The organism is Psychrobacter sp. ANT_H3, assembly GCF_027919975.1.
Classification (GTDB): Bacteria; Pseudomonadota; Gammaproteobacteria; order Pseudomonadales; family Moraxellaceae; genus Psychrobacter; species Psychrobacter maritimus.
Genome location: NZ_JAQISM010000022.1, coordinates 24,079 through 46,487 on the forward strand (window position 1 = coordinate 24,079; position 22,409 = coordinate 46,487).

21 protein-coding genes are annotated in these 22,409 nt (G+C 43.3%); 15 read left to right on the forward strand and 6 right to left on the reverse strand.

What is annotated here, in order from left to right; genetic code table 11:
* Window positions 1-19: 19 nt before the first annotated feature.
* A complete protein-coding gene (gene murD / locus PG901_RS10870) occupies window positions 20-1,453 on the forward strand; it encodes a UDP-N-acetylmuramoyl-L-alanine--D-glutamate ligase (protein ID WP_271134409.1) in 1,434 nt (477 codons plus the stop codon).
* 416 nt (window positions 1,454-1,869) lie between these two features.
* Complete coding sequence (locus PG901_RS10875) at window positions 1,870-3,066, forward strand: FtsW/RodA/SpoVE family cell cycle protein (protein WP_227670463.1); 1,197 nt, start codon at window positions 1,870-1,872, stop codon at window positions 3,064-3,066.
* A gap of 120 nt (window positions 3,067-3,186) precedes the next feature.
* Here the strand turns inward: PG901_RS10875 and gluQRS are convergent, their stop codons facing one another.
* The 6 genes from gluQRS to PG901_RS10905 all read right to left on the reverse strand — a co-directional run bounded on the left by gluQRS (window position 3,187) and on the right by PG901_RS10905 (window position 8,747).
* Window positions 3,187-4,161, reverse strand: coding sequence for a tRNA glutamyl-Q(34) synthetase GluQRS (gene gluQRS / locus PG901_RS10880; RefSeq protein ID WP_271134410.1), 975 nt, complete (start codon window positions 4,159-4,161; stop codon window positions 3,187-3,189).
* A gap of 269 nt (window positions 4,162-4,430) precedes the next feature.
* On the reverse strand, window positions 4,431-4,868 hold the full coding sequence (gene dksA / locus PG901_RS10885) for an RNA polymerase-binding protein DksA (RefSeq protein ID WP_201563693.1): 438 nt from the start codon (window positions 4,866-4,868) through the stop codon (window positions 4,431-4,433).
* A gap of 409 nt (window positions 4,869-5,277) precedes the next feature.
* The gene (locus tag PG901_RS10890; protein WP_271134411.1) at window positions 5,278-6,153 is read right to left on the reverse strand and encodes a metallophosphoesterase; all 876 of its coding nucleotides are present in this window, start codon (window positions 6,151-6,153) and stop codon (window positions 5,278-5,280) included.
* A 222-nt stretch (window positions 6,154-6,375) separates the two neighbouring features.
* A complete protein-coding gene (locus PG901_RS10895; protein ID WP_201563689.1) occupies window positions 6,376-7,221 on the reverse strand; it encodes a metal ABC transporter permease in 846 nt (281 codons plus the stop codon).
* Between the two features lie 69 nt (window positions 7,222-7,290).
* Complete coding sequence (locus PG901_RS10900) at window positions 7,291-8,043, reverse strand: metal ABC transporter ATP-binding protein (protein ID WP_372829602.1); 753 nt, start codon at window positions 8,041-8,043, stop codon at window positions 7,291-7,293.
* A gap of 155 nt (window positions 8,044-8,198) precedes the next feature.
* Entirely contained in the window at window positions 8,199-8,747 is a 549-nt protein-coding gene (locus tag PG901_RS10905; RefSeq protein WP_271134412.1) for a transcriptional repressor, read from the reverse strand.
* Window positions 8,748-8,987: 240 nt separating this feature from the next.
* Here PG901_RS10905 and PG901_RS10910 point away from each other — a divergent pair, with 240 nt between their 5' ends.
* From PG901_RS10910 to PG901_RS10970, 13 genes are all read left to right on the forward strand, one after another.
* Entirely contained in the window at window positions 8,988-9,872 is an 885-nt protein-coding gene (locus PG901_RS10910; RefSeq protein WP_271134413.1) for a metal ABC transporter substrate-binding protein, read from the forward strand.
* Between the two features lie 378 nt (window positions 9,873-10,250).
* A complete protein-coding gene (locus tag PG901_RS10915) occupies window positions 10,251-10,658 on the forward strand; it encodes an ATP synthase subunit I (RefSeq protein ID WP_271134414.1) in 408 nt (135 codons plus the stop codon).
* Window positions 10,659-11,392: 734 nt separating this feature from the next.
* On the forward strand, window positions 11,393-12,259 hold the full coding sequence (gene atpB, locus PG901_RS10920) for a F0F1 ATP synthase subunit A (RefSeq protein WP_149490806.1): 867 nt from the start codon (window positions 11,393-11,395) through the stop codon (window positions 12,257-12,259).
* 33 nt (window positions 12,260-12,292) lie between these two features.
* Complete coding sequence (gene atpE, locus PG901_RS10925; protein ID WP_025651437.1) at window positions 12,293-12,541, forward strand: F0F1 ATP synthase subunit C; 249 nt, start codon at window positions 12,293-12,295, stop codon at window positions 12,539-12,541.
* A gap of 117 nt (window positions 12,542-12,658) precedes the next feature.
* Window positions 12,659-13,129: a F0F1 ATP synthase subunit B gene (locus PG901_RS10930; RefSeq protein WP_149490807.1), complete on the forward strand. Its 471-nt coding sequence runs from the start codon at window positions 12,659-12,661 to the stop codon at window positions 13,127-13,129.
* A gap of 13 nt (window positions 13,130-13,142) precedes the next feature.
* Window positions 13,143-13,766, forward strand: coding sequence for a F0F1 ATP synthase subunit delta (locus PG901_RS10935; RefSeq protein ID WP_201563681.1), 624 nt, complete (start codon window positions 13,143-13,145; stop codon window positions 13,764-13,766).
* 91 nt (window positions 13,767-13,857) lie between these two features.
* Window positions 13,858-15,402: a F0F1 ATP synthase subunit alpha gene (gene atpA / locus PG901_RS10940; RefSeq protein ID WP_149490809.1), complete on the forward strand. Its 1,545-nt coding sequence runs from the start codon at window positions 13,858-13,860 to the stop codon at window positions 15,400-15,402.
* Window positions 15,403-15,647: 245 nt separating this feature from the next.
* The gene (gene atpG, locus PG901_RS10945) at window positions 15,648-16,529 is read left to right on the forward strand and encodes a F0F1 ATP synthase subunit gamma (protein ID WP_201563679.1); all 882 of its coding nucleotides are present in this window, start codon (window positions 15,648-15,650) and stop codon (window positions 16,527-16,529) included.
* A gap of 50 nt (window positions 16,530-16,579) precedes the next feature.
* Window positions 16,580-18,013 (forward strand): F0F1 ATP synthase subunit beta, encoded by a 1,434-nt coding sequence (atpD, locus tag PG901_RS10950; protein ID WP_201563677.1) that lies wholly within the window; start codon window positions 16,580-16,582, stop codon window positions 18,011-18,013.
* A gap of 115 nt (window positions 18,014-18,128) precedes the next feature.
* Window positions 18,129-18,545, forward strand: coding sequence for a F0F1 ATP synthase subunit epsilon (locus PG901_RS10955; protein WP_201563675.1), 417 nt, complete (start codon window positions 18,129-18,131; stop codon window positions 18,543-18,545).
* A 692-nt stretch (window positions 18,546-19,237) separates the two neighbouring features.
* On the forward strand, window positions 19,238-19,954 hold the full coding sequence (locus PG901_RS10960) for a response regulator (RefSeq protein ID WP_021812806.1): 717 nt from the start codon (window positions 19,238-19,240) through the stop codon (window positions 19,952-19,954).
* A 227-nt stretch (window positions 19,955-20,181) separates the two neighbouring features.
* The gene (locus PG901_RS10965) at window positions 20,182-21,867 is read left to right on the forward strand and encodes an ATP-binding protein (RefSeq protein ID WP_271134415.1); all 1,686 of its coding nucleotides are present in this window, start codon (window positions 20,182-20,184) and stop codon (window positions 21,865-21,867) included.
* Window positions 21,868-22,181: 314 nt separating this feature from the next.
* Entirely contained in the window at window positions 22,182-22,361 is a 180-nt protein-coding gene (locus PG901_RS10970; RefSeq protein ID WP_183621012.1) for a hypothetical protein, read from the forward strand.
* Window positions 22,362-22,409 lie beyond the last annotated feature (48 nt).

Sequence of the window (22,409 nt, forward strand, 5' to 3'; positions counted from 1 at the left end):
ATAGATAGAAGGAATAGATATGACCGCCAGCACCGCAAAAGAAGCCTTACTTCATAAAGGCAGTGGTTTACAAGTCGTGGTCGGTTTGGGGCAGTCGGGACTGTCGGTGGCGCATTATTTGACCGCGCAAGGCTACCAAGTCGCTGTGACTGATAATCAAGTGAGCCCCACTTTAGCAGACCAATTACCTACTGCGGTCGAGATTCGCCAATTCGGAGCGATAGATGCAGAGTTATTGCAACAAGCCGCTCGAATTATCATCAGCCCTGGCATCTCATTAAAAACAGCAGCAGTTGCCGCGGCTAAAGAGGCGAATATTCCGGTCGTCAGCGACATTCAATTATTTTGTGAAGCGTGCCGCGTACCGATTATTGCCATTACTGGCTCTAACGCTAAAAGTACCGTGACCACATTGGTTGGACAAATGGCGGCGGATGCAGGGGTGAATGTTGGCGTGGGCGGCAATATTGGCGTGCCAGCACTGACTTTGCTGTCTAATAGCGAGATGGAGTTGGCAGTTCTGGAGCTATCAAGTTTCCAATTAGAGACCGTAACCAATTTAGGCGCACAAGTGGCAACGGTACTTAATATGTCACCTGACCACTTAGACCGTCATGGCGATATGCTCGGTTATCATCAAGCCAAACACCGTATCTTTCAAGGTGCCAAGTCAGTGGTTATCAACCGCGAAGATGCCTTGACGCGTCCACTGGTGGCGGATAATTTGCCACGTTTGAGCACGGGCATTCACGCCCCTGATAAAGGTCAGTATGGGCTTATTACCGACTCAGAAGGGCAGACGTATCTAGCCCACGGGACAGAGCGTTTGCTCTCGGCGGATAAACTGCGCATTAAAGGCCGTCATAATTTGCTTAATGCCCAAGCAGCTTTGGCATTGGGCGAGCTTGCCGGTTTACCGCTTGATAGCATGCTTAATACTTTGCAAGCATTCACAGGGCTTGAGCATCGCTGCGAATATGTCGCCACCGTCGATGGGATTGATTATTTTAATGATTCTAAAGGTACCAATATTGGCTCAACCATGGCAGCTGTCGAGGGCTTAGGCGCGGTATATGCACCCAAAGACGGTAAGCTGTTATTAATCTTAGGCGGGCAGGGCAAAGGGCAACAATTTGGTGAATTGACGCCGTTTATCAATCAGTATGTCAGCCAAGTGCTATTTATTGGCGAAGACAGCCAACAGATTGAGCAGCATTTACGAGCAGCAGGCATCCGTGCTGACGATGTCTCATTACATCAATGCCAGACGTTAGAAGACGCTTTTGTGATGATTAAACAGGTCACAGAAAGCAGCTTATCGCAAGTACAAGCGGTGCTCTTGTCACCAGCTTGCGCCAGCTTTGATCAGTTTAGTGGTTTTGCTGCCCGTGGCGAGCACTTTAGTCAGCTTGTTAAGCAGTTAGACACTGTCTCACAAGGCAGTGCTTCTTAAAGCAGGGTTTATTAAGATAATGTTTCATCAGATAGTTGGTCGTGAGATAAGTTGCCATAAAAGAGCTTGTCACTAGATAGCACGACCATCAGCTTTTATACTGTTTCGTTTATCGTTGTAAAAATGGCAGGCGTTTTTTGATAAATGATTGTTTTGCTTATAAATTGCTGCTACTGTCAAATATAAGCAGTGAGGCTTGCGACAACCAAGTGATGAATCAGGTGACGAACCAAGCAGTAACCCAGCCACCTTGCCATGTCAGTACTGAATATTGACACGGTAAACTACCAAAAAGCGTGGTTTGTCACTGCCTAGCTGTCTGCTATTATCTTTTTAAATAAAACCTATTTCATATTTTTTAAACGGTGGCGTTTTATAAACGCCGTGTTTTTTCGTTTGCTAGTGTATATAAAATTATGGCGCTCTCTTCTCTTTTTCGTTCGAACTCTCAATCGCCACAAGCTACTGGCTCAGATGGTATTCTGTCTATGCCATCAGCGCGCGCAATTTTATTATCGAGCGTCGGCTGTATGTTGGTGCTTAGCCTATTGATGGTGGCTTCTGCTTCTATTCCTTTTGCGCTCAGTCGCGGCATGAGCGAGCTGAACTTTTTCTATAATCAGCTCCTCTACATGGGTATTGGTCTGTTTATCGCCGGTTTTTCTTATAAACTGGTATCGCTAAAAAGGCTCTATAGAACTGAAACCCAGTTTATGCTGTTGGCGATTACCGGGCTCTTGTTATTTGCCACCTTATTTAGTACGCCTATTAACGGCTCGAAGCGTTGGCTAACGCTCGGCGGTTTTAACTTTCAGGTCGCAGAGCTTGCAAAGCTGGTGATGATTATATTTGTCTCAGACTTTGTGGTACGGCGCTCATTTGAGGTACGTAATGGTTGGGATGGCTTTTTACGCATTGCGATAGTAGTCGGGCTAATTACCGTTCTGTTACTAGCGCAGCCAGATTTTGGCTCGTTTGTGGTTATTATCGGTACTGTCTTTGCGATATTCTATATTGCTGGCGCGCCTTATAAGCAGTTTATCGCGCTCGGTGCTGTCGCCGTTGGTGGCGCAGTATTAATGGTGGCGACCGTCCAATATCGCCTCGTACGCGTGATGTCGTTTTTGGACCCTTTTGATGATGTGCAAGATACCGATTATCAGTTAGCCCGCAGCTTAATCGCCTTTGGTCGTGGTCAGTTTACCGGTGTCGGTTATGGCGAAAGCGTACAAAAACTGTCGCATTTGCCAGAGGCGCATACGGATTTTCTGTTAGCGATTACCGGTGAAGAATTGGGCTTTGTTGGTGTGACGATGATCTTGATACTGGAGGCGCTGATTATCGGTAGTGCGATGCGCATCAGTTATAATGCCCTTAAGCGTCGCCAAATGCGCATGAGTTATACCGCCTTTGGTATCGCCGTGGTGTTTATTGCCCAGACGATTATTAATGCGGCGATGAATATGGGGGCGATTCCGACCAAAGGTTTGACCATGCCATTCTTTAGTTATGGCGGTTCATCGATGCTGATTAGCTTGGTAATGGTAGCGGTACTGCTAAAGATTTATAAAGAAAGCCCTGAGATTGAGAAAAGCCAGTGTCGTTATTATTAAGTCATTTAATGATAAAGTGATAAATATCTTTAGATTGTTTAAGACATTTTCATTCTAATCATTAACTATAAAAAAGCGTCGCTAATAGCGGCGCTTTTTCTATTAGGGCTTAGGACTATGTTATTCAATGCTAGGCATATTTAAAGATTGCATATTTTGTAGCGGCAAGTTATCCCATTGTGCAATCGCTTGCTTCAGCATATTTTCTGGAGCATCTCTATCAACGGCAGGCTGCTGCAATAGCTGTAAAGCATGGGTAATTAGCTTGCTTGGGTCGCGAGTATCAATCGGCTGGGCAAGGTTTTGTTTGGACAGCTTTTGACCGTCAGGACTGCATATCAACGGCAAATGATACCAATGATCGATAGCCGGCAAGCGTGCAGCATGCATGATGCTGATTTGGGCGGTGGTCATCGGTAAAATATCTAAGCCGCGCATGATATGCGTGATGCCTTGCAAGCCATCGTCCAAACTGGCGGCTAAAATGTAATTAATCATGCCATCTTGGCGACGTACCACCATATCTCCCAAGGTGTACTGCGGGTTATCCCATTGCACGCCTTGAATGCCATCTTTAAAGCCCATGCGATAATTTGGCAACTGTATCCGTAGCTTATTTTGCGCTTTATCAAAACCTGCATCTAGACAGCAGCGCGGATAGCGTTGTCTGTTTAGAAGTTTTTGGTTTGCCTGCTGCGGGTCAATACTTTCTCCTATCGCTTTTCGCTCCCAGTAACGCTCAAGACTTTTGCGTGAGCACTGACAGCCGTAGGTCAGCGGATAGAGACTTGAAGATAAGTAATCATTATAAATATCAATGCGCTCAGATTGGTAGATGACATCGCCATCCCAGTGTAGCCCGAGCACCTCCAAATCAATCAAAATCTGCTCAGTAAACTGGCTATCGCAGCGTTCAGTATCAGTGTCTTCGATACGTAAGAGCCACTTGCCACCGATAGATTTGATGTGACAAAAGCTGGCAAGTGCCGTCGTTAATGAACCAAGATGCAGCTCACCAGTGGGTGATGGGGCAAAACGCCCGATAGGCTGTGATGACGATGATGATGCGGCTGGAGTTGAAATTTGAATTGGCATAGGAGTATGGATGGTTTTCAAAGTAGGCAGTATCAGTAGAATAAAAACATAGAATAATAAATATAGCGCTAAAAAGATATTTATCAAATATGCCTATTTTGTTGGTGGCGTGTCAATAAGCATCAAGTTCATCTATAACTGGCAATGTATAAAACGCAGGAAAATAAAAAAACAAGAATATAAAACAACAACATAAAACGCAACGAGCGACCAATAGATGGTCGCTCGTTTTTATATTAGAGTATTAATGACTGTTAAACTAGCTGGATTTAAGCACCTTGGTTTTGACGCTCTTTAATCTCAGATAAAGTTTTGCAGTCAATGCACTGAGTTGCTGTTGGACGGGCTTCAAGGCGACGCAGACCAATCTCTACGCCACAAGTTTCACAAAAACCGTAATCATCGTTTTCAATTTCGGCGAGAGATTTATCGATTTTGCGAATCAGCTTACGTTCACGGTCACGCGTACGCAAGGTCAAAGCAAACTCTTCTTCTTGCGTGGCGCGGTCATTGATATCTGGCATGGCGCTAGACTCATCTTGAATATAAGTCTTGGTACGATCCGCTTCGCCAATCAGTTGGTGCTTCCAATCTAATAACATTGCCTTAAAATGCGCCAATTGCTCATCAGACATATACTCTTCGTCTTTGGCAGGTTCATAAGGGGTGAACTTTACATCACTCGGATTCGTGGTCAGGGTGCTCATATGGGTATCCTACTTTTTCAAATTAATTCAATAAAACGACATATCAAAAGACAAGACGTTATAAATTTATCAAACGCTATAAATTGTCCCTTTATAAAACGTTTTACCACTTAGTAACACAAGTAACACAGCTGATCTAATAATACGGTTATCTCGATAGGACGCGGGCGACCTATCAATGGTCAGGTATATTGTCATGAATTTATTTATTTAAATGCTTACGGTTAAATAAATAGACAAATCCCTGACTGTGAAAACTTAGCTTGTGGTCAAGTTAGCCATCCTAGCTATTATAATTTTGTCTAAATAAAGCTTAGACCATGCTTATTTTTCTTACATTGTCTAACAGTATAAGATACAGGCTCTGGCGATATTATTCTAGCCAAATTTTAGCCAATAAAACTGGTCGTCAAGTATCTAGTCTTTCGACCCAGCTTGCAACCTCTCCATTGTTGGCTAATTGCAACCAACGATATCCGGGTAGGGCGTTTTTATCATAAGCAAAATCGTCTTCAAAAGGCTTAAATTGATAGCAAGTAGACGGCGTGCTATACACCGTCACTCCTTGGCGCTGACGGACTTGCTCTTGATGGGTATGCCCGCTGATAATCACTTTTAGATGCTCAAATGCCGCCATCTGTTGCCAAAAAGTATCGGCATTTTTTACCATATGCTGATCAATCCAGTCAGAGTCGACCGGTATCACATGATGGTGTAAGGCGATGAGCGCAGGCTTCGTGCAAGTCTCTAGCTGCTGACATAGCCAATCAATGTCGGTCGTCGTCACCTCTCCTGCTACTTTGCCAGTGATGGACGAGTCTAATAGCAGCAGCTGCCAATGCTCCGTCTCAATCATATGTCGGCTTAGCAGGCGCTCATCGGTAGGTCTGGCAATCAGTTCACGCTGAAAAAATGGCAGCTCACTGTCATTTTCATCGGTGACATCATGGTTGCCTGCAATACAAGCAAAAGGAATGCCGGTCGCCTGTAACACCTTAAAAATATGGTCGTAAATATCAGTTTGTACTTTATTGACCAAATCGCCTGTGACAATGATTAAGTCACAGCGACGATCTTCACTTAACGCTTGTTTGATAATTGCCTCAAAGCTGTACTGGCAAATCGCCACTTCACTACTGGTTTCGTCAACCGCCGCAGGCACATGGGATGATAAGTGCAAATCAGTGATTTGCAGAATATTTACCTGTCCGTCTGGCGTGCTGATGGCGCTGGCAGGATAGCTAAGCATTGGATTTAGTCCCTTATCAATCAAAATCGCGTTCAATCAAAACACCGTAGAAAGCATTTATTTTATTATAAAAGTCGTTAACTATATTCTTGATAATATTAGAGAAAGTTTATAACATTATGACGAGTAAAGCTCTAGCAATATTGATGAAATAAAGTTCGATAAAGGCGAAGTAAATAGCTTTCTTACGACGGTGATAATAATTGCTGCGACCGCCATAAGCGCTGCCAGATATTTGGATATTTGGTGGCGTGGCGACTAGTGGCGTGGCGACCAAAATTTTGCCATCAGAGATTTTGTACCTGATTTTATGCCTATTAGCTTTGAGATAATCAGCGCAATAAAAAATAAAATAGCGAGGACTAAAACAATAGCAAGTCCGGTCTGGATATCAAACCAGATACTGCCCCAAACGCCAAGCGTGACGCCAAGCTGGGCAATGATTAAAGCGATAATGACCATTTGTTTTGGCGATGCTGACCAGAGACGGGCGGTCAGAGCGGGCAATACCAATAAACCACTGATTAATAAGCTACCAACCGCTTGCAAGGCAATGGCACAAAACCCCGCCAATACGCCCATAAAAAATAGCCGCTGGCGAGTCGGATTAATACCTTGAATCCGTGCCAAAGCCTCATGAGTAGCCAGTTTGATTTGTGCTGGCCATATATAAATAAGTAGCCCCAAGCCAACCAAAACACTGGCTGCAATTAGGGGTAAATCCGCCCAATCAAGCTCGAGCAAATTGCCAAACAAAAAGCCTAAGACATTGGCTTGCTGATCGGTCAGCTGGGTTAACGTTAATAACCCTAAGCATAGTAGCGACACGGCAACCACAGCCAATACCGCATCGACAGGCAAACGCTCGTCATCAATTAACACCAGTCCTAGCACCACCATCACACTGACAATGCCAATACCAATGCCCATAGGTAATTGCCATAATACTGCCAACGCTACCCCTAACAATGTCCCATGCGCCAGTGCATCGGCAAAAAACGCCATGCGCCGCCATAATACTAAGCAACCTAAGGGCGCAGAAAGTAAGGCTAAAATACTGCCAGCAATCCAGGCAGGGGCAATGATGGCTAACCAAGCGGTCATAATAGATATCCGTAACATTTTTATAAAAAGGAATAAGGCGGTTGTTGCTTGAATAAGCTTGGTTGTTAATTATATCTCGCTTGGCGCATGATGCTCGCAGGCGTGCGGCTGATGGACATACGGCTGCTCATAATGATGTCCAAAGAGCTTTTGAAATTCAGAACTAATAGCAAGCTCGCTTGGTTGCCCTTCGCAGCAGATATGCTTATTAAGACAAATAACACGCCTGCTACCTTTCATCACCCAGTGCAAATCATGCGAAACGACTAACATGGCGCAGCGCAAAAACTCCGGTAGCTCATCAATAAACTGATACAGCCAAACTTCCGTATCAGGGTCAAGCCCTTGCATTGGCTCATCTAAAATTAATAAATTGGGTTTATCCAACAAAGCACGCGCCAGCAATACGCGCTGGGTTTCACCGCCTGATAAATGCAGCATTTGCCGTGATAGCAGATGCGTTAAAGATAATTTTTCAAATATAAATTGACGCTGCTCAGGTGTTAGGCGCTTTTTGTCTGCTTGGGCCAATAAATCGCACACGCGTAAAGGTAAAATAGGCGCGACCGTAAAGCGCTGCGGCACATAACCGAGCTGTAACTTTTGGTGCGGTGTTATCTGTCCACTTGTTGGCTCTATTAAGCCCAAAACCAGCTTAACCAAGGTTGATTTACCCGCGCCATTAGGACCGATAAGGCTGACCGTTTCATTGACAGCAATATCGATATCAATATGCGAGAGGATGCGTTGCTGCCCGATATGGTAGCTGATATCGCTTAAGCTCAGCAATTTGGTGGCATTATTCATCGTCTTATCACTCATATTAATGGCAGAGGATGGCTTGGTTGGGGAAGTCGCTAGGCTCATAGGGCAGTACTGATATGTTGGTGATAAGTGAGTAATGGAACCACAATAATTAGGATAAAAGCATCGCTAAGGGCAAAAGCGTCAACCTAAAATATTGGCAATCAACTATTTTATTGACACGCTTGGCAACGACCACTGAGCTCAATGACACTGCGCTCCACCATAAAACCGACATCTTGTTGCGCAAAGCTCATGATTTCTTGCACCGGTAAACTGCTGCATTCTTGCACACGCTGGCACTGCGCACAGATTAAAAATGCTGCTGTATGCTGGGCGCGGGGATGACAGCAAGGCACATAAGCATTGATAGAGGTTAGCTGATGAATCAAACCTTCGCTTAATAAGAACTCCAAGCTGCGATAAACAGTTGGCGGTGCGACGTTTTTTGGCGTCTGACTGTTTTTCTGCTTAGCTGAAGCAGGGTTTTTGGCTTCAGGCTCGGTCAGGCGCATTTGCTGCAGCTGCGTGATCAAATCATACGCACCCACAGGTTTATTGGCTTCTAACACCAACTGATAGATTTGTTGGCGCAACGGCGTAAAGCGCGCACCGCTTGCGCGACATTGCTCTTTTGCGGCCATAAGGCGCTCATTCACATCGGACGGCGTAAAATCTTGCACATCGTGTACATGATCGCAAACGGGTGAGTGACTAGACATGAAGCAAGCTCCTAAAAATGACCCAGCGCTTTTATAATTATCACCTTTATATCTACAAGGTACTTTAGTATAAGGCGCATTTTATGATGGTTTTTTATATTGTTATAGTATAACATAATAATATGCAAAGGCGGATATCGCGTTTGAACCTATCGGTCCATACGTCTATTTTGATCAAAATAACGTCTCAAAACGATTATTCGCACTATTATTATTTATTGACCTTTAAAAGCAGCCATTATGATTTCATTTTTTAAAAGTTTTATACGTTTACCGAGGAGCTTACAGCGCTTATTAGCGACAGGCTTCATTATATTTGGCTCGTTAATGATGAGCGCGCAAGCAGCAACCGTCAGTGTGAGCAATTATCCCCTGTTTTTATTAAGCCAAGCGGTCACAGAAGGTGCGCCATCTGCCAAGCAGTTATTGCAAGCAGGGGAGGTGGGGCATCACGGTAGTATCAGCCCGGGCGATATCAAAGCGATTCAGGACAGTAAGTTTGTGGTCTGGTTTGGTGAACCCTTAGAGAACAACTTAGCCAGCACTCTAAATAGCGCGCCCAATGCAATTGCTTTATTTAAGTTTGATGCGTTTAAACGTCATCCGCTCCGTGATATTAAAGGTAAACCACTCGCTGGCACGCTTGACCCGCATATTTGGCTCGATCCTGACAATGCAAAAGCCATTACCCGTGCGCTTGCCGTCATTCATAGTCATGCCAATCCGCAATATAAAGCGCTTTATCATGCCAATGCGCAAAAATTTGCTCAGCGCATGAATAGGGCAGTGGCCGCAGCCAATGCAAACCACGCGCAAAAACCTTTGCCGTATTGGGCCTATCACGATGCTTATCAATATATGGAAGACAGCGCCAAATTACAGCTGATTGGCAGCTTAAGTACCGATCATCATTTAGCGCCGAAAGCCAGTCAACTACGCTGGCTACATGAGCAGCGCCCAGCCAAGCAAATGTGTTTGGTCAGTCCAAGCAGCCCTGCCAAAGGCTTGCTCGCCAAGCTCCAACCGGTTAAAAGTACGGTACAAGCAGAAGATATGAGCAACAGTAAAGATTTCATCAGCGGTTGGCAGACGATGGCGCAGCAAATTCGCCAATGTATCGCATAAATACTTTTCTATAAATGGCTTGCAAGATGGTAATTTATAAAGCTATTCAAAAAAGCTATCTAAAAGACTCGGTAAACAAGTAATTAAAAATGACGTAAGGCGCATTTGCTTAATCATCATTAGCAAATGCGCCCATATAAACGCCTTGTTATTAATGTATTCGCGAGACTTTATTCACTCTGTAGAGCGTTCTTTATTGCCGGATAAGTAAATGCTTGATAAAAGGCATATTTTACTTGCTTAAAATTGCCTTGCTCCCTATAATAAGTGGCGTTTTAATTTGGTTAAAAGATAACGTCTGTAGAGTGAGCCATTCACGGATAACTTTGTCGCAACTGTGCTACATTATCCCCACGTTATAGAGCTATAGAAATATCGATGACCAAGCCTGCCAAACGCACCCAAAAAGATAAGATTGGTATTTACCTAAAACGCCAAGCATGGATTTTATTTATCCTTATTGTGATTGGCTGGATAGTAGATGTCGCCTGGCTAGGTAGTGATAATCACACGCTGGTTATTGCAAAGAGTAACGCCATTGGTGCGCTACTCAGTTTTGCCACCCAAGCCGTGTTTGCTGGATTTATCTTTTGGTATACCGGATATCGCGCGCGCAGACACATTGTCAGCCAGCTATATCGTGGTCAGATGGTCAAATGGCTACTGACCGTGTTCGGTTTCGCACTAATTTTTATTACCATACAACCTCTATCAGCGCCTGCGCTATTCATCGGTTTTATGGTAATGCAGATTAGTCACAGTTGGATGTTGTGGCATATACGCTAGTATTTATAGACGATTATCGTTTTAATGGTCAATATTATAAATAATGTTAGTTTGTCATCCTGCGGTCCAACTTCTCTACGATTACTGTTATAACGTCATTGATACATCAGAAAATGACTCAGAACCGTTTTTACAATAAAAATATGAATATAGCGCTTATATCAGCGTAAAGCGTCAAATAATTGCGATTACTAACCCCTTATCTAAACAGGGTTATCAGATATAATTAAATTATCAATATTGTATTATAGACGCAAAGCTATGTAAGCTAACGTTAACAGCGATTAACGTATTCATACAGTAAATAAAAAAGTCATAATTGACTTTACACGAATACCACGCTGCATTAATATAGGCAGCTAAATATCTTGCTGACAAGCGCTGTATTGAGCGTTTATCGTGATAAAACGATATAAGCAGACACATATATGACATTTTTGCGTACACATGCAAGGGCTATTACTGAATCATCATAAGCCCTTTTTTGATAGCTAAAATTTATCGGGCGCTATCGAATTGAGCAGTAGTCGTACATTGGTTATTCAGTTTGGTTAATGAGTAATAGCAGATTAATTAGATAGTTATGGGTTGGATGTTATTGGTTACATGAGTGCTGTCGCAGGATTTATTGATTTGCTTCGTAGTAGATTCACTAAAACCGCCAACACCTCATCAGATGACAACCATATTTTTTGGTAGTTGATTAAATCGTTGATTAATAAGAAGCTTACATTATGGCATCCGAGCAAACATCATCAGAATATATCTCTCACCACTTAACGAATTGGACGTACGGCTATCTGCCGGGCGAAGGATGGAAAGTTGCCTATACTGCTGAAGAAGCAGGTTTAATGGGTTTTAAAGCTATCCACCTTGACTCTATGTTATGGTCAATCGGTCTGGGTATTTTATTTTGTGCCATCTTTTGGATGGTTGCCAAAAAAGTTACTTCAGGCGTACCAAGTAAGACTCAAGCAGCGGTTGAGATGATCGTTGAGTTTGTTGATAACAACGTTCGTGATTCTTACAGTGGTACCTCAAAATTGATTGCGCCTTTGGCGTTAACCATTTTTGTGTGGATTTTCTTGATGAACTTGATGGATCTATTACCTATTGACTTTATTCCAAGTCTTGCAGGCCTAGTTGGCGCTGCGATGGGTCATGATCCACATCATGTGTTCTTCAAGATTGTTCCAACGACTGATCCTAATATCACCCTTGGCATGTCGTTCTCTGTCTTTGCGTTGATTATCTACTATAGTATTAAAGAAAAAGGGTTGGGCGGCTTTGTTGGTGAGTTAACACTGCATCCGTTTAGCGCCAAAAACCCAATCATGCAAATTATTTTAATCCCCATCAACTTTATCTTAGAGTTTGTTACTCTGATTGCCAAACCAATCTCATTAGGTTTGCGTCTATTCGGTAACATGTATGCTGGGGAGCTGATCTTCGTATTGATTGCCCTGATGCCGTTTTGGATTCAATGGGCGTTATCTGTACCGTGGGCAATTTTCCACATCTTAATTATTACCCTTCAAGCGTTCGTATTCATGATGTTGACGATAGTTTATATGTCGCTTGCATCATCAACTGAACATTAATTATACATTCAATAGGTAAATGAGGATACATCAATGGATCCAGTATTAGGTGGTTACACAGTTATCGCAGTAGCACTGCTTATCGGTCTTGGCGCACTTGGCACAGGCATTGGTTTTGCTATTCTAGGCGGCAAGTTCTTAGAAGGTGTTGCACGTCAACCAGAACTTGGTTCACAGCTGCAAACTCGTATGTTCATCGTGGCAGGTCTACTTGATGCCGTACCGATGATTGGTGTTGGTATTGCTATGCTATTGTTGTTCGCTAACCCTCTAGCAGGTTAATCAGAAAGCTCAGTTGTAAATGTTTGGTGGTCAAAGTTTGTATATTAAACATAGCCAAAGTTTGGCTATCAAATATGATCAATGAAACTGATTTTTCATTAACAAAGAGGTGATCACGTGAATATCAATTCTACCCTCATCGGTCAAGCCATTGCTTTTGCAATATTTGTGATTTTTTGCATGAAATTCGTGTGGCCACCACTTATCGGTGCCATTAATGAGCGTCAGCGTAAAATTGCTGAAGGCTTAAACGCCGCAGAAAAAGCAAAAGCAGATTTAGCGACCGCGGAGCAAGATGTACAGCAGGAGCTTAATCTTGCAAAGACCAAAGCTGCTGCTCTAATTGAGCAAGCGAACAAGAGCGCCAATCAGCTTGTTGAAGATGCAAAATCGCAAGCCCAAGCGGAAGGCGAGCGCATTCGTCAACAAGCGCAAGCCTCTATCGACCAAGAAATCAATCAAGCGCGCGAATCATTGCGTGCCCAAGTTGCTGAACTGGCTGTACTTGGTGCAGAGAAGATTTTGCAAGACAAAGTCGATGTGCAAAAACATGCCAGTATGTTAGACCAACTGGCGGCGAAGCTGTAATTGTGAGGATATCATGGCTGACTTATCAACCTTAGCACGACCGTACGCTAAAGCCGCGTTTGACTATGCCAATGAAAACGGGGTAGTAAATGAGTGGGAAAACTTCTTATTTATTGCCAGCACCGTTGTCAGTGACAAGTCGTTCAGTACTTGGCTAGACAATCCAGCTGTTTCTGCTGAGCATAAGTCAGCTGCTTTGGTCGATCTTTATGATACAGAAGTAGCTAGCGCGAATGATTCTGCTTTTAAGCAGTTATTAGTCGAGACCCAAGGGGCTCGTCATGACAGCAACGCCAGCTATCCAAAAGTATCAGTAGCACTTAGTAACTTCGTTAAACAGTTATCAGAACAAGAGCGTCTGGCGCTGCTTCCTGAAGTTTATGAGCATTATCGCCGTCACAAGGCAATAAGCTTAAAGCAGCTTGACGCTTATGTGACCTCTGCTTATCCATTAACCGATGCCCAGCGTGATACGCTGCAAACGCGTCTTGCTGCTTCGCTCAATGCGAGCGTGGTGATTCATGAGTCGGTTGATCCTAGTCTTTTGGCGGGCGCTACGATTAAAGTCGGTGACAAAATCATCGATGATTCGATGCGTGGCAAGTTACAACAGTTAAAAACACAGCTAACTGCCTAATGCCAATCATCAGTGCAGCTTAATAAAGCTTGCGTGATATAAGAGCATTTAAGTCAGTGGCGGGTTATCATAAATTAAAGGAAACAAGGCAATGCAACAATTGAATCCAGCGGAAATCAGTAATCTGATTAAGCAGCGTATTCAAGACCTTGATGCGGGTGCAACTGCAAAGAATGAAGGCACGATTGTCAAAGTATCTGACGGTATCGTGCAGATTCATGGTCTTGAAGATGCCATGTACGGCGAAATGATTGAGTTTGAAGGTGAAATCTACGGAATGGCGCTTAACTTAGAGCGTGATTCTGTTGGTGCGGTAGTATTAGGCGACTTCCTAAAACTACAAGAAGGTCAAAAAGCCTATTGTACTGGTCGCATTTTGGAAGTACCCGTAGGTCCTGAGTTGCTAGGCCGTGTTGTTGATGCTTTAGGTAACCCTATTGATGGCAAAGGTCCTATCGATGCCAAGATGACTGATAAAGTCGAAAAAATCGCCCCAGGCGTTATCGACCGTCAATCAGTAGATCAACCAGTAATGACTGGTTATAAAGCTGTTGATACCATGATTCCAATCGGTCGTGGTCAGCGTGAGCTTATCATTGGTGACCGTCAGACGGGTAAAACCGCGATGGCTATCGATGCGATCATTGCTCAGAAATCATCTGGCATTAAGTGTGTATACGTCGCAATCGGTCAGAAACGTTCTACCATTGCCAACGTGGTACGTAAGCTTGAGCAAACTGGTGCCCTTGAATATACGACTGTAGTTGTAGCTTCAGCGTCAGAGCCAGCAGCACTACAGTATATCGCACCGTACTCAGGTTGTACGATGGGCGAATACTTCCGTGACCGCGGCGAAGATGCACTGATTGTTTTTGATGATTTATCAAAACAAGCCGTTGCTTATCGTCAGATTTCACTATTGCTACGTCGTCCGCCAGGCCGTGAAGCCTATCCTGGTGACGTATTCTATTTACACTCACGTTTACTTGAGCGTGCATCACGCGTAAACGCGGCGTACGTAGAAAAATTCACCAATGGTGAAGTGGTTGGTAAAACAGGTTCTTTAACCGCACTACCTATCATTGAAACCCAAGCTGGTGACGTCTCTGCATTCGTACCAACCAACGTGATTTCAATCACTGATGGTCAGATCTTCTTAGAATCTAGCCTATTCAACTCAGGTATCCGTCCAGCAGTTAACGCTGGTATCTCGGTATCACGTGTTGGTGGTGCTGCTCAGACTAAGATTATTAAGAAACTGTCTGGTGGTATCCGTACCGCTCTAGCTCAGTATCGTGAATTGGCTGCATTTGCTCAGTTTGCATCAGACCTTGATGACGCAACGCGTGAACAGCTTGATCATGGTGAGCGCGTGACTGAATTGATGAAACAGAAACAGTATCAGCCAATGTCTATCTCTGAGCAAGCCGCAGTTATTTATGCGTCGAACGAAGGGTTCTTAGCGGACGTTCCTGTTGAAAAAATCGGTTCTTTTGAAGAAGCTTACTTACGCTATATGCATGATGAGCAGAGTGAATTGATGCGTGAGATTGATGACACTGCGAATTACAATGATGATATCGCAGGTCGTTTAAAGTCATCTTTAGAGACCTTTAAACAAAATCACAGTTATTAATTTAACGGGTTAAGCCTGAGTTGGTTAGCACTCTAGTTTAGGGTGCAAAAAGTGGCGCATTATCTGATAAGGTTTCTTTTAAGGAATTCTCTTTTAAGATAGCAGCGCCACTGTTTTAACCAGCAATGGTCTAAGATTGCGTCATGCCACAAAATGTAAAGACATTATACAATAAGTTCAGTGTTTTATATTAAATGATTGTTGCATACGCCCATGCTTTTTAACCCTCTTATATTGGAATCATTATGGCAAGCTTAAAAGAGATACGTGCCAAAGTCACCAGTATTAAAAGTACCCAGAAAATTACTCGCGCTATGCAAATGGTAGCCGCCAGTAAAATGCGCCGTGCCCAAGAGCGCATGGAAGTGGGTCGCCCGTATGCTGATAGTATGCGCCGGGTTATTTCGCATTTGGTGCATGCCTCATCAGATTACAAACATCCGTACATGGTAACGCGTCCAGTTGATAAAGTTGGCTATATTGTCATCACATCTGACCGTGGTTTGGCGGGTGGTTTGAATATTAACCTATTCAAAGCTCTATCTAAAAGTATTCAGCAATATCAAGACCAGTCTGTACAAGCCGAGTTTGCAGTAATTGGCGCTAAAGGCGTCAGCTTCTTCAAAAACTTTGGTGGTAAAGTCACCTCAGCTGTGACTGATTATGGTGATAAACCCACGTTTGAGCAATTAAACGCGCCGGTCCAAGCAATGTTAGAAGACTATAGTAACGGTAAAATCGACCGTATCTACGTGGTCTATAACCAGTTTGTAAACGCCATGACCCAAAAGCCGATTGTCAATCAATTGGTGCCTCTACCAGAGGGCTCATTTGGTGACGAAGAAAGCGGTATTCAAACAGAATTGAGCTGGGATTATATCTACGAGCCTGACATCAAAACTTTGATTGACCAATTACTTGGTCGCTATATCGAGTCGATTGTCTATCAAGCGGTAATGGAAAACATTGCCTCTGAGCAGTCTTCACGTATGGTTGCGATGAAAGCGGCGACAGATAATGCTGGTGACCTAATTAACGATTTACAGTTGGTTTATAACAAGCTGCGTCAAGCGGCGATTACCCGAGAAATCTCGGAAATCGTTGGCGGTGCTGCTGCTGTTTCATAATTGAAACCCTTTATAAAACCAACTATATACAGAAGTTCAAGGAGAACGCAATGAGTAGCGGTCGTATTGTACAGATTATTGGCGCGGTTCTTGACGTTGAGTTTAACCGTAACGAAGTTCCTCAGATTTTTGATGCCTTGCAAGTAGACGGCACTGAAACCACCCTAGAAGTACAGCAACAGCTAGGTGATGGTATCGTACGTACTATTGCGATGGGGTCAACCGAAGGCCTAAAGCGTAACCTACCAGTGACCAACACTGGCGCACCTATTTCTGTACCAGTAGGTATGGGTACCCTAGGTCGCATCATGGATGTTCTTGGTCGTCCTATCGATGAAGAAGGTCCGGTCGCAGCAGATGAGCGTTGGTCTATTCACCGTGAAGCGCCAAGCTACGCGGATCAGTCAAACAGTACTGAACTACTAGAGACTGGTATTAAAGTTATCGATCTACTTTGCCCGTTTGCTAAAGGTGGTAAAGTTGGTCTGTTTGGTGGTGCTGGTGTTGGTAAAACCGTCAACATGATGGAACTGATCAACAACATCGCTCTTAAACACGAAGGTTTGTCAGTATTTGCTGGCGTCGGTGAGCGTACGCGTGAAGGTAACGATTTCTATCACGAAATGCAAGAAGCTGGCGTTGTAAACACCGAAGACTTTAGCAAATCTAAAGTTGCGATGGTATACGGTCAGATGAATGAGCCACCGGGTAACCGTCTACGTGTTGCACTGTCTGGTTTGACCATGGCTGAGTACTTCCGTGATACCAAAGATCCTGCCACTGGCAAAGGTCGTGACGTATTGCTATTCGTTGATAACATCTATCGTTATACACTAGCCGGTACGGAAGTATCAGCACTACTAGGTCGTATGCCATCAGCGGTTGGTTATCAGCCAACACTAGCTGAAGAGATGGGTATGCTGCAAGAGCGTATTACTTCAACGCAATCAGGTTCTATTACTTCTGTACAAGCGGTATATGTACCTGCGGATGACTTGACGGATCCATCACCAGCAACGACGTTTGCTCACTTGGATGCGACAGTGGTACTAAGCCGTGATATCGCTTCACAAGGTATCTATCCTGCGGTTGATCCACTAGATTCAACGTCACGTCAGCTTGATCCATTGGTTATCGGTGAAGAGCATTACAACGTTGCTCGTGGTGTTCAAGAAGTTCTACAGCGCTATAAAGAGCTTAAAGACATCATCGCCATCTTGGGTATGGATGAGTTATCAGAAGAAGATAAACTAGTCGTTTATCGCGCTCGTAAGATTCAGCGCTTCTTATCACAGCCATTCCACGTCGCTGAAGTATTTACCGGTGCACCTGGTAAATATGTCCCACTACGCGATACCATTGCAAGCTTTAAAGCAATCATCGCTGGTGAGTATGATAGCCTACCAGAGCAAGCTTTCTATATGGCTGGCGGCATCGACGAAGTAGTAGCTAAAGCTGAAAAAATGAAGTCTTCTGCAGCGTAAGTTGTATTGGTATTGACTAACGAGTAGGTATAATATAGACCTTGTATCTACTCTTCAATCACGCATCGCAGTTTTTACTGTTTTTTGATCGCGCTTTGATGGTAAGGAATTAAGTATGGCAACGTTACAATGTCGCGTCGTAAGTGCTCGTGAAGAGTTGTATTCAGGCGAAATTAGCATGTTAATAGCTAGTGGTACCGAAGGCGAGATTGGTATATTGCCAGGTCACACTCCGCTTATTACTTTGCTAAAGCCAGGTGCAATGCGCGTACAAACGCCTAACGGTGAAGAAGAAGTGATTTACGTCTCAGGCGGCGTGTTAGAAGTACAGCCAAAAATGGTCACCGTACTTGCTGATACTGCCATGCGTGCGCACAATCTTGACGAAAGTAAAATCGTCGAAGCACGTAAGAAAGCTGAGCAAATGCTGGTCAACCAAACTGATACCGTACAGACCAATGCTGCCTTGGCTTCATTGGCTGAGTCAGTCGCCCAGCTACAGACTATCCGTAAATACAAAAACCGCGCTTAGTCTTATAGTTTGTAGCAAAGGTTAGAGTATTTCTTTAACTTTTTTACAATAATAAAAAAACAGTCCATCATGGGCTGTTTTTTTATACCTGTTGTTCTGATAGCTAGTAATTTTTTCTGTTAACGTATCGGTTTTGATGTGCACAGACTATACATAGAAATTAGTTATATTATTCAAGAATTCTTAATAACCAACCAATTTTTAGTAAATGAATGAGAAGTCACTAGCGACAATGACAATATATGGTTATATTAGGGGTTAGATAAAAATTTGCTCACGATAAAAGTTTCTTACAAAGATTTTCGTTACATGCATTCTTATAAAATGCATTCTTAAAAGAGTGTCCTAATTATATCTATATGAGTGAGAGGTTCAGTAGGGCAGGACGTTTGGCTGATTAGCAGCAAACGCTTATTTCATATAAATAATGCCTGATGCCTTTTTATCAGGATAAAGGGTATAATTTTTGGACGCAAACTAAAGTTTTAATGGGTGTAGTTTATAGGTTTTGTTAACAACTATAAGCTATAGTATAGGAAGCTGTGTGTTTAATAGTATACTGTGCTACCAAGTTTGTAACCGCTATAACGGCATCGATTGCAACAGGTTACGGATCGATTAAGTTACGGTGCTATTAATTTACCGCTCTTACTTTTACTGCTTTTAAATTAGATGTATTAGAGGATATAACAATGACAACGAATGAAGAAGACAACACCCCCCGAATCTTGATTGTTGAGGATGACGAGCGTCTGGCCATGTTGACCCAAGATTATTTGGTCAAGAACGGTTTAGAAGTGGCAATTGAAACTGATGGTAATCGCGCCATTCGTCGTATTGTCAACGAACAACCAGATTTGGTCGTGCTTGATGTCATGCTTCCTGGTAGTGATGGCTTGACCGTATGCCGTGAGGTACGTCCACACTATCAGAACCCAATTTTGATGCTGACCGCGCGCACAGAAGATATGGATCAGGTATTGGGTCTTGAGATGGGCGCTGACGACTATGTTGCCAAACCTGCGCAGCCACGTGTATTGCTCGCGCGTATTCGTGCGTTATTACGTCGCTCAGAAAACGCGCCATCAGAAGATGTGCCACAGCGTTTAGAGTTTGGTGAATTGGTCATCGATAATGGTGGTCGTTCAGTGAATCTAGGTGATGAGCTGGTTGATTTCACCAGTGCAGAATATGACCTATTATGGTTATTGGCTTCTAATGCCGGTCGTATCTTGTCACGTGAAGATATCTTTGAGCGCCTACGCGGTATCGAATATGACGGTCAAGATCGCTCAATTGACGTGCGTATCTCGCGTATCCGTCCAAAAATCGGCGATGATCCAGAAAATCCTAAACGTATCAAAACCGTCCGTAGTAAAGGGTATTTGTTCGTTAAAGAAGGCAATTAATACTTTATCTTTGATACAAGTATTTAGACTGCATCACCTTTTAATAAAAAACCAGCATCATGCTGGTTTTTTATGGCCTAAATTTTAATTTTTAAACTTAAATGCTGTGTTATGTGCTTTAATTGAGCGATAATTATCGATGCTAGATATCTAGTATCAGGTAAAAAATGCCATAATCATTTATTATCTATTAATAATTTTTCTAAATTAGGTTGGTCACGGCACGTATGTCATTAGTTTCTTCTCTTAAACATAGTATTTTTGTTCGTATCTATGCCGGACTATTGATAGTCTGCTTGTGTGTGGCATTGTTCGCCCAATTATTGATGGACACCATCAATAAAGAGCGCGTGCAGTCTTACCGTGAAAACATGGCGACGGGTGCCTTTCATATTGTCAGTGAAGGCATTGCGCATCAAGAGAGTGACTCTCAGCGCGAATATTGGTTGTCTGATGCGAGTAGCTTATTTGGCGCAGAATTTAGTATTGTGCCGATTAATGAGGTCGATTTTAATGCCAGTGAGCTGCGGCGCTTTGAGAAAGGCAATACTGTCGTTCGCTATGTCAGCCAGCCTGTTTATGCCGATGTCTATTATCGTTTGCCAGACAATCGAAATGTTTTAACGGCGCGCATATCGCAGGTGACCGAACAACAAGTACGTGCCATCGCTGTATTTTTGCTCGATGACTTATCGTACCATGCCACCTTGTCTGATAAGCGGGCGCGCTTGGCTGAGTTAGAGAAAAAGTTTGCTTTTCCCTTAGAATTTAAAGCGGTCACTACGCTCAATTTAGATCCTGATCAGATGGCACGTTTGCGCCGCGATGAGGTGGTCATTTTATTACAAGATACCAATACCAGTAAAAGTAACTCCTCAATCAAAGTCGTTGTACCGTCTGAAATCAATGATATGGCGATTTTAATTGGTCCGGTGCCGTTATTTAACTGGTTCCCGCTCAATCTGATTGTTAGTATGATTTTGATCAGTATGTTTTTAATCAGCTTGGGCGTATATGCGCTTATTTTCCCGCTCGAGCGCAAATTGCAATTGATTCAAGTTGGTGTCAACGAGGTTAGTAAAGGCAATCTTGATATTAAAGTACAGGTTATCGGTCAAGATGAAATTGCGCGTTTATCCGCGACCTTTAATGCGATGACGGCGCATATTAAGCGCTTAATTGAATCGCAGCGTGAGCTGACGCGTGCGGTATCGCATGAACTGCGTACACCCGTTGCCCGTATTCGTTTTGCTGTTGATATGCTGGCAGATACCGATGATGAAGATTCACGTTTTATGCAGCGTGATTTTATTGATGAGGATATCGAAGCGCTTAACGGCTTGATTGATGAGATTTTAACTTACGCCAAGCTTGAAGAGGGCTCACCGAAACTAGATTTAGAGCCGGTCAATCTGCGAGAGTTGCTCGAGCAAATTGAGCGTGAGACCAATGCTTTAGGTAAGCCTATCAAAATAGTGACCAACCTGCCCAATGCTAAAGTAACGGCGGTTGCCGATAGACGTTATCTACATCGGGTGATTCAAAATCTTGCCGGTAACGCGCTACGTTATGCAGAGACGACCATTATCATTAGTGCTGGGGTCAAAAAAGGCAATGCTTTTGTCAGTGTGGAAGATGACGGTCACGGTATTCCAGAAGAAGATCGCGAAAAAGTCTTTATTCCGTTTTCACGCTTAGACGATAGCCGTACACGAGCGTCTGGTGGCTATGGTTTAGGTCTGTCTATTGTGTCGCGTATCGCCTTTTGGTTTAATGGCAATATGAAAGTCGGCGAGAGCCGTGAGCTTGGCGGCGCCCGCTTTGTCATGACTTGGCCTATCAAACCATTGACCCAAGTGCTTGCTGCTGATGAGCTTACCCAAGAAAAAAGCAACCGCGATTTTGATGCTTAATTAAGTCTATTTGAATGGCAATGTCTAGTCAGTTCAAAATAAAAGCACTACGTTATAGCTATGTGCGACGGGTATAAATTTTCCTTGCTTGCTGTTATCACAGAGGCTAAGAAAAATTCATCCCAGTCGCACTGTATCGATTTTAAAGTAATTCTACTATATTAAGTACCGAAAAGTGTTTAAGCATGTTATTAGCATTATGATTGGTAGAAGCTGATACATCATTGGTTAAAAAAGCCGTGTTTAATGGTTGATTAACAACTGATGGTTTATGACAGCTTTTAAAGCAGATTAAAAATAGAGGAGGGCAAAGGATGCCGTATTTATTTGGTGGTTTAGTGGTATTGAACGCAGCAGCGCTCGGTTATTATTTATTCCTGCAACAGCCAACCAGCACTGAGACGCTAAAGGCTGCGCAGAATGAAATAACCCAGCCTTTAGCTTTTACCAATAGTGCGGAGTATATTCCGCCTATTATTGGTACTAGAGAGTAGTACGGCTCGTTTGGCTAACAACTAATAATTCACAATGAATAGCTATTA

Bases quoted from the DNA above. Each gene is read 5' to 3' on its own strand.
- murD (WP_271134409.1), top strand. From the start codon at position 20: ATGACCGCCAGCACCGCAAAAGAAGCCTTACTTCATAAAGGCAGTGGT.
- PG901_RS10875 (WP_227670463.1), top strand. From the start codon at position 1,870: ATGGCGCTCTCTTCTCTTTTTCGTTCGAACTCTCAATCGCCACAAGCT.
- gluQRS (WP_271134410.1), bottom strand. From the start codon at position 4,161: ATGCCAATTCAAATTTCAACTCCAGCCGCATCATCATCGTCATCACAG.
- dksA (WP_201563693.1), bottom strand. From the start codon at position 4,868: ATGAGCACCCTGACCACGAATCCGAGTGATGTAAAGTTCACCCCTTAT.
- PG901_RS10895 (WP_201563689.1), bottom strand. From the start codon at position 7,221: ATGACCGCTTGGTTAGCCATCATTGCCCCTGCCTGGATTGCTGGCAGT.
- PG901_RS10900 (WP_372829602.1), bottom strand. From the start codon at position 8,043: ATGAGTGATAAGACGATGAATAATGCCACCAAATTGCTGAGCTTAAGC.
- PG901_RS10905 (WP_271134412.1), bottom strand. From the start codon at position 8,747: ATGTCTAGTCACTCACCCGTTTGCGATCATGTACACGATGTGCAAGAT.
- PG901_RS10910 (WP_271134413.1), top strand. From the start codon at position 8,988: ATGATTTCATTTTTTAAAAGTTTTATACGTTTACCGAGGAGCTTACAG.
- PG901_RS10915 (WP_271134414.1), top strand. From the start codon at position 10,251: ATGACCAAGCCTGCCAAACGCACCCAAAAAGATAAGATTGGTATTTAC.
- atpB (WP_149490806.1), top strand. From the start codon at position 11,393: ATGGCATCCGAGCAAACATCATCAGAATATATCTCTCACCACTTAACG.
- atpE (WP_025651437.1), top strand. From the start codon at position 12,293: ATGGATCCAGTATTAGGTGGTTACACAGTTATCGCAGTAGCACTGCTT.
- PG901_RS10935 (WP_201563681.1), top strand. From the start codon at position 13,143: ATGGCTGACTTATCAACCTTAGCACGACCGTACGCTAAAGCCGCGTTT.
- atpA (WP_149490809.1), top strand. From the start codon at position 13,858: ATGCAACAATTGAATCCAGCGGAAATCAGTAATCTGATTAAGCAGCGT.
- atpG (WP_201563679.1), top strand. From the start codon at position 15,648: ATGGCAAGCTTAAAAGAGATACGTGCCAAAGTCACCAGTATTAAAAGT.
- atpD (WP_201563677.1), top strand. From the start codon at position 16,580: ATGAGTAGCGGTCGTATTGTACAGATTATTGGCGCGGTTCTTGACGTT.
- PG901_RS10955 (WP_201563675.1), top strand. From the start codon at position 18,129: ATGGCAACGTTACAATGTCGCGTCGTAAGTGCTCGTGAAGAGTTGTAT.
- PG901_RS10960 (WP_021812806.1), top strand. From the start codon at position 19,238: ATGACAACGAATGAAGAAGACAACACCCCCCGAATCTTGATTGTTGAG.
- PG901_RS10965 (WP_271134415.1), top strand. From the start codon at position 20,182: ATGTCATTAGTTTCTTCTCTTAAACATAGTATTTTTGTTCGTATCTAT.
- PG901_RS10970 (WP_183621012.1), top strand. From the start codon at position 22,182: ATGCCGTATTTATTTGGTGGTTTAGTGGTATTGAACGCAGCAGCGCTC.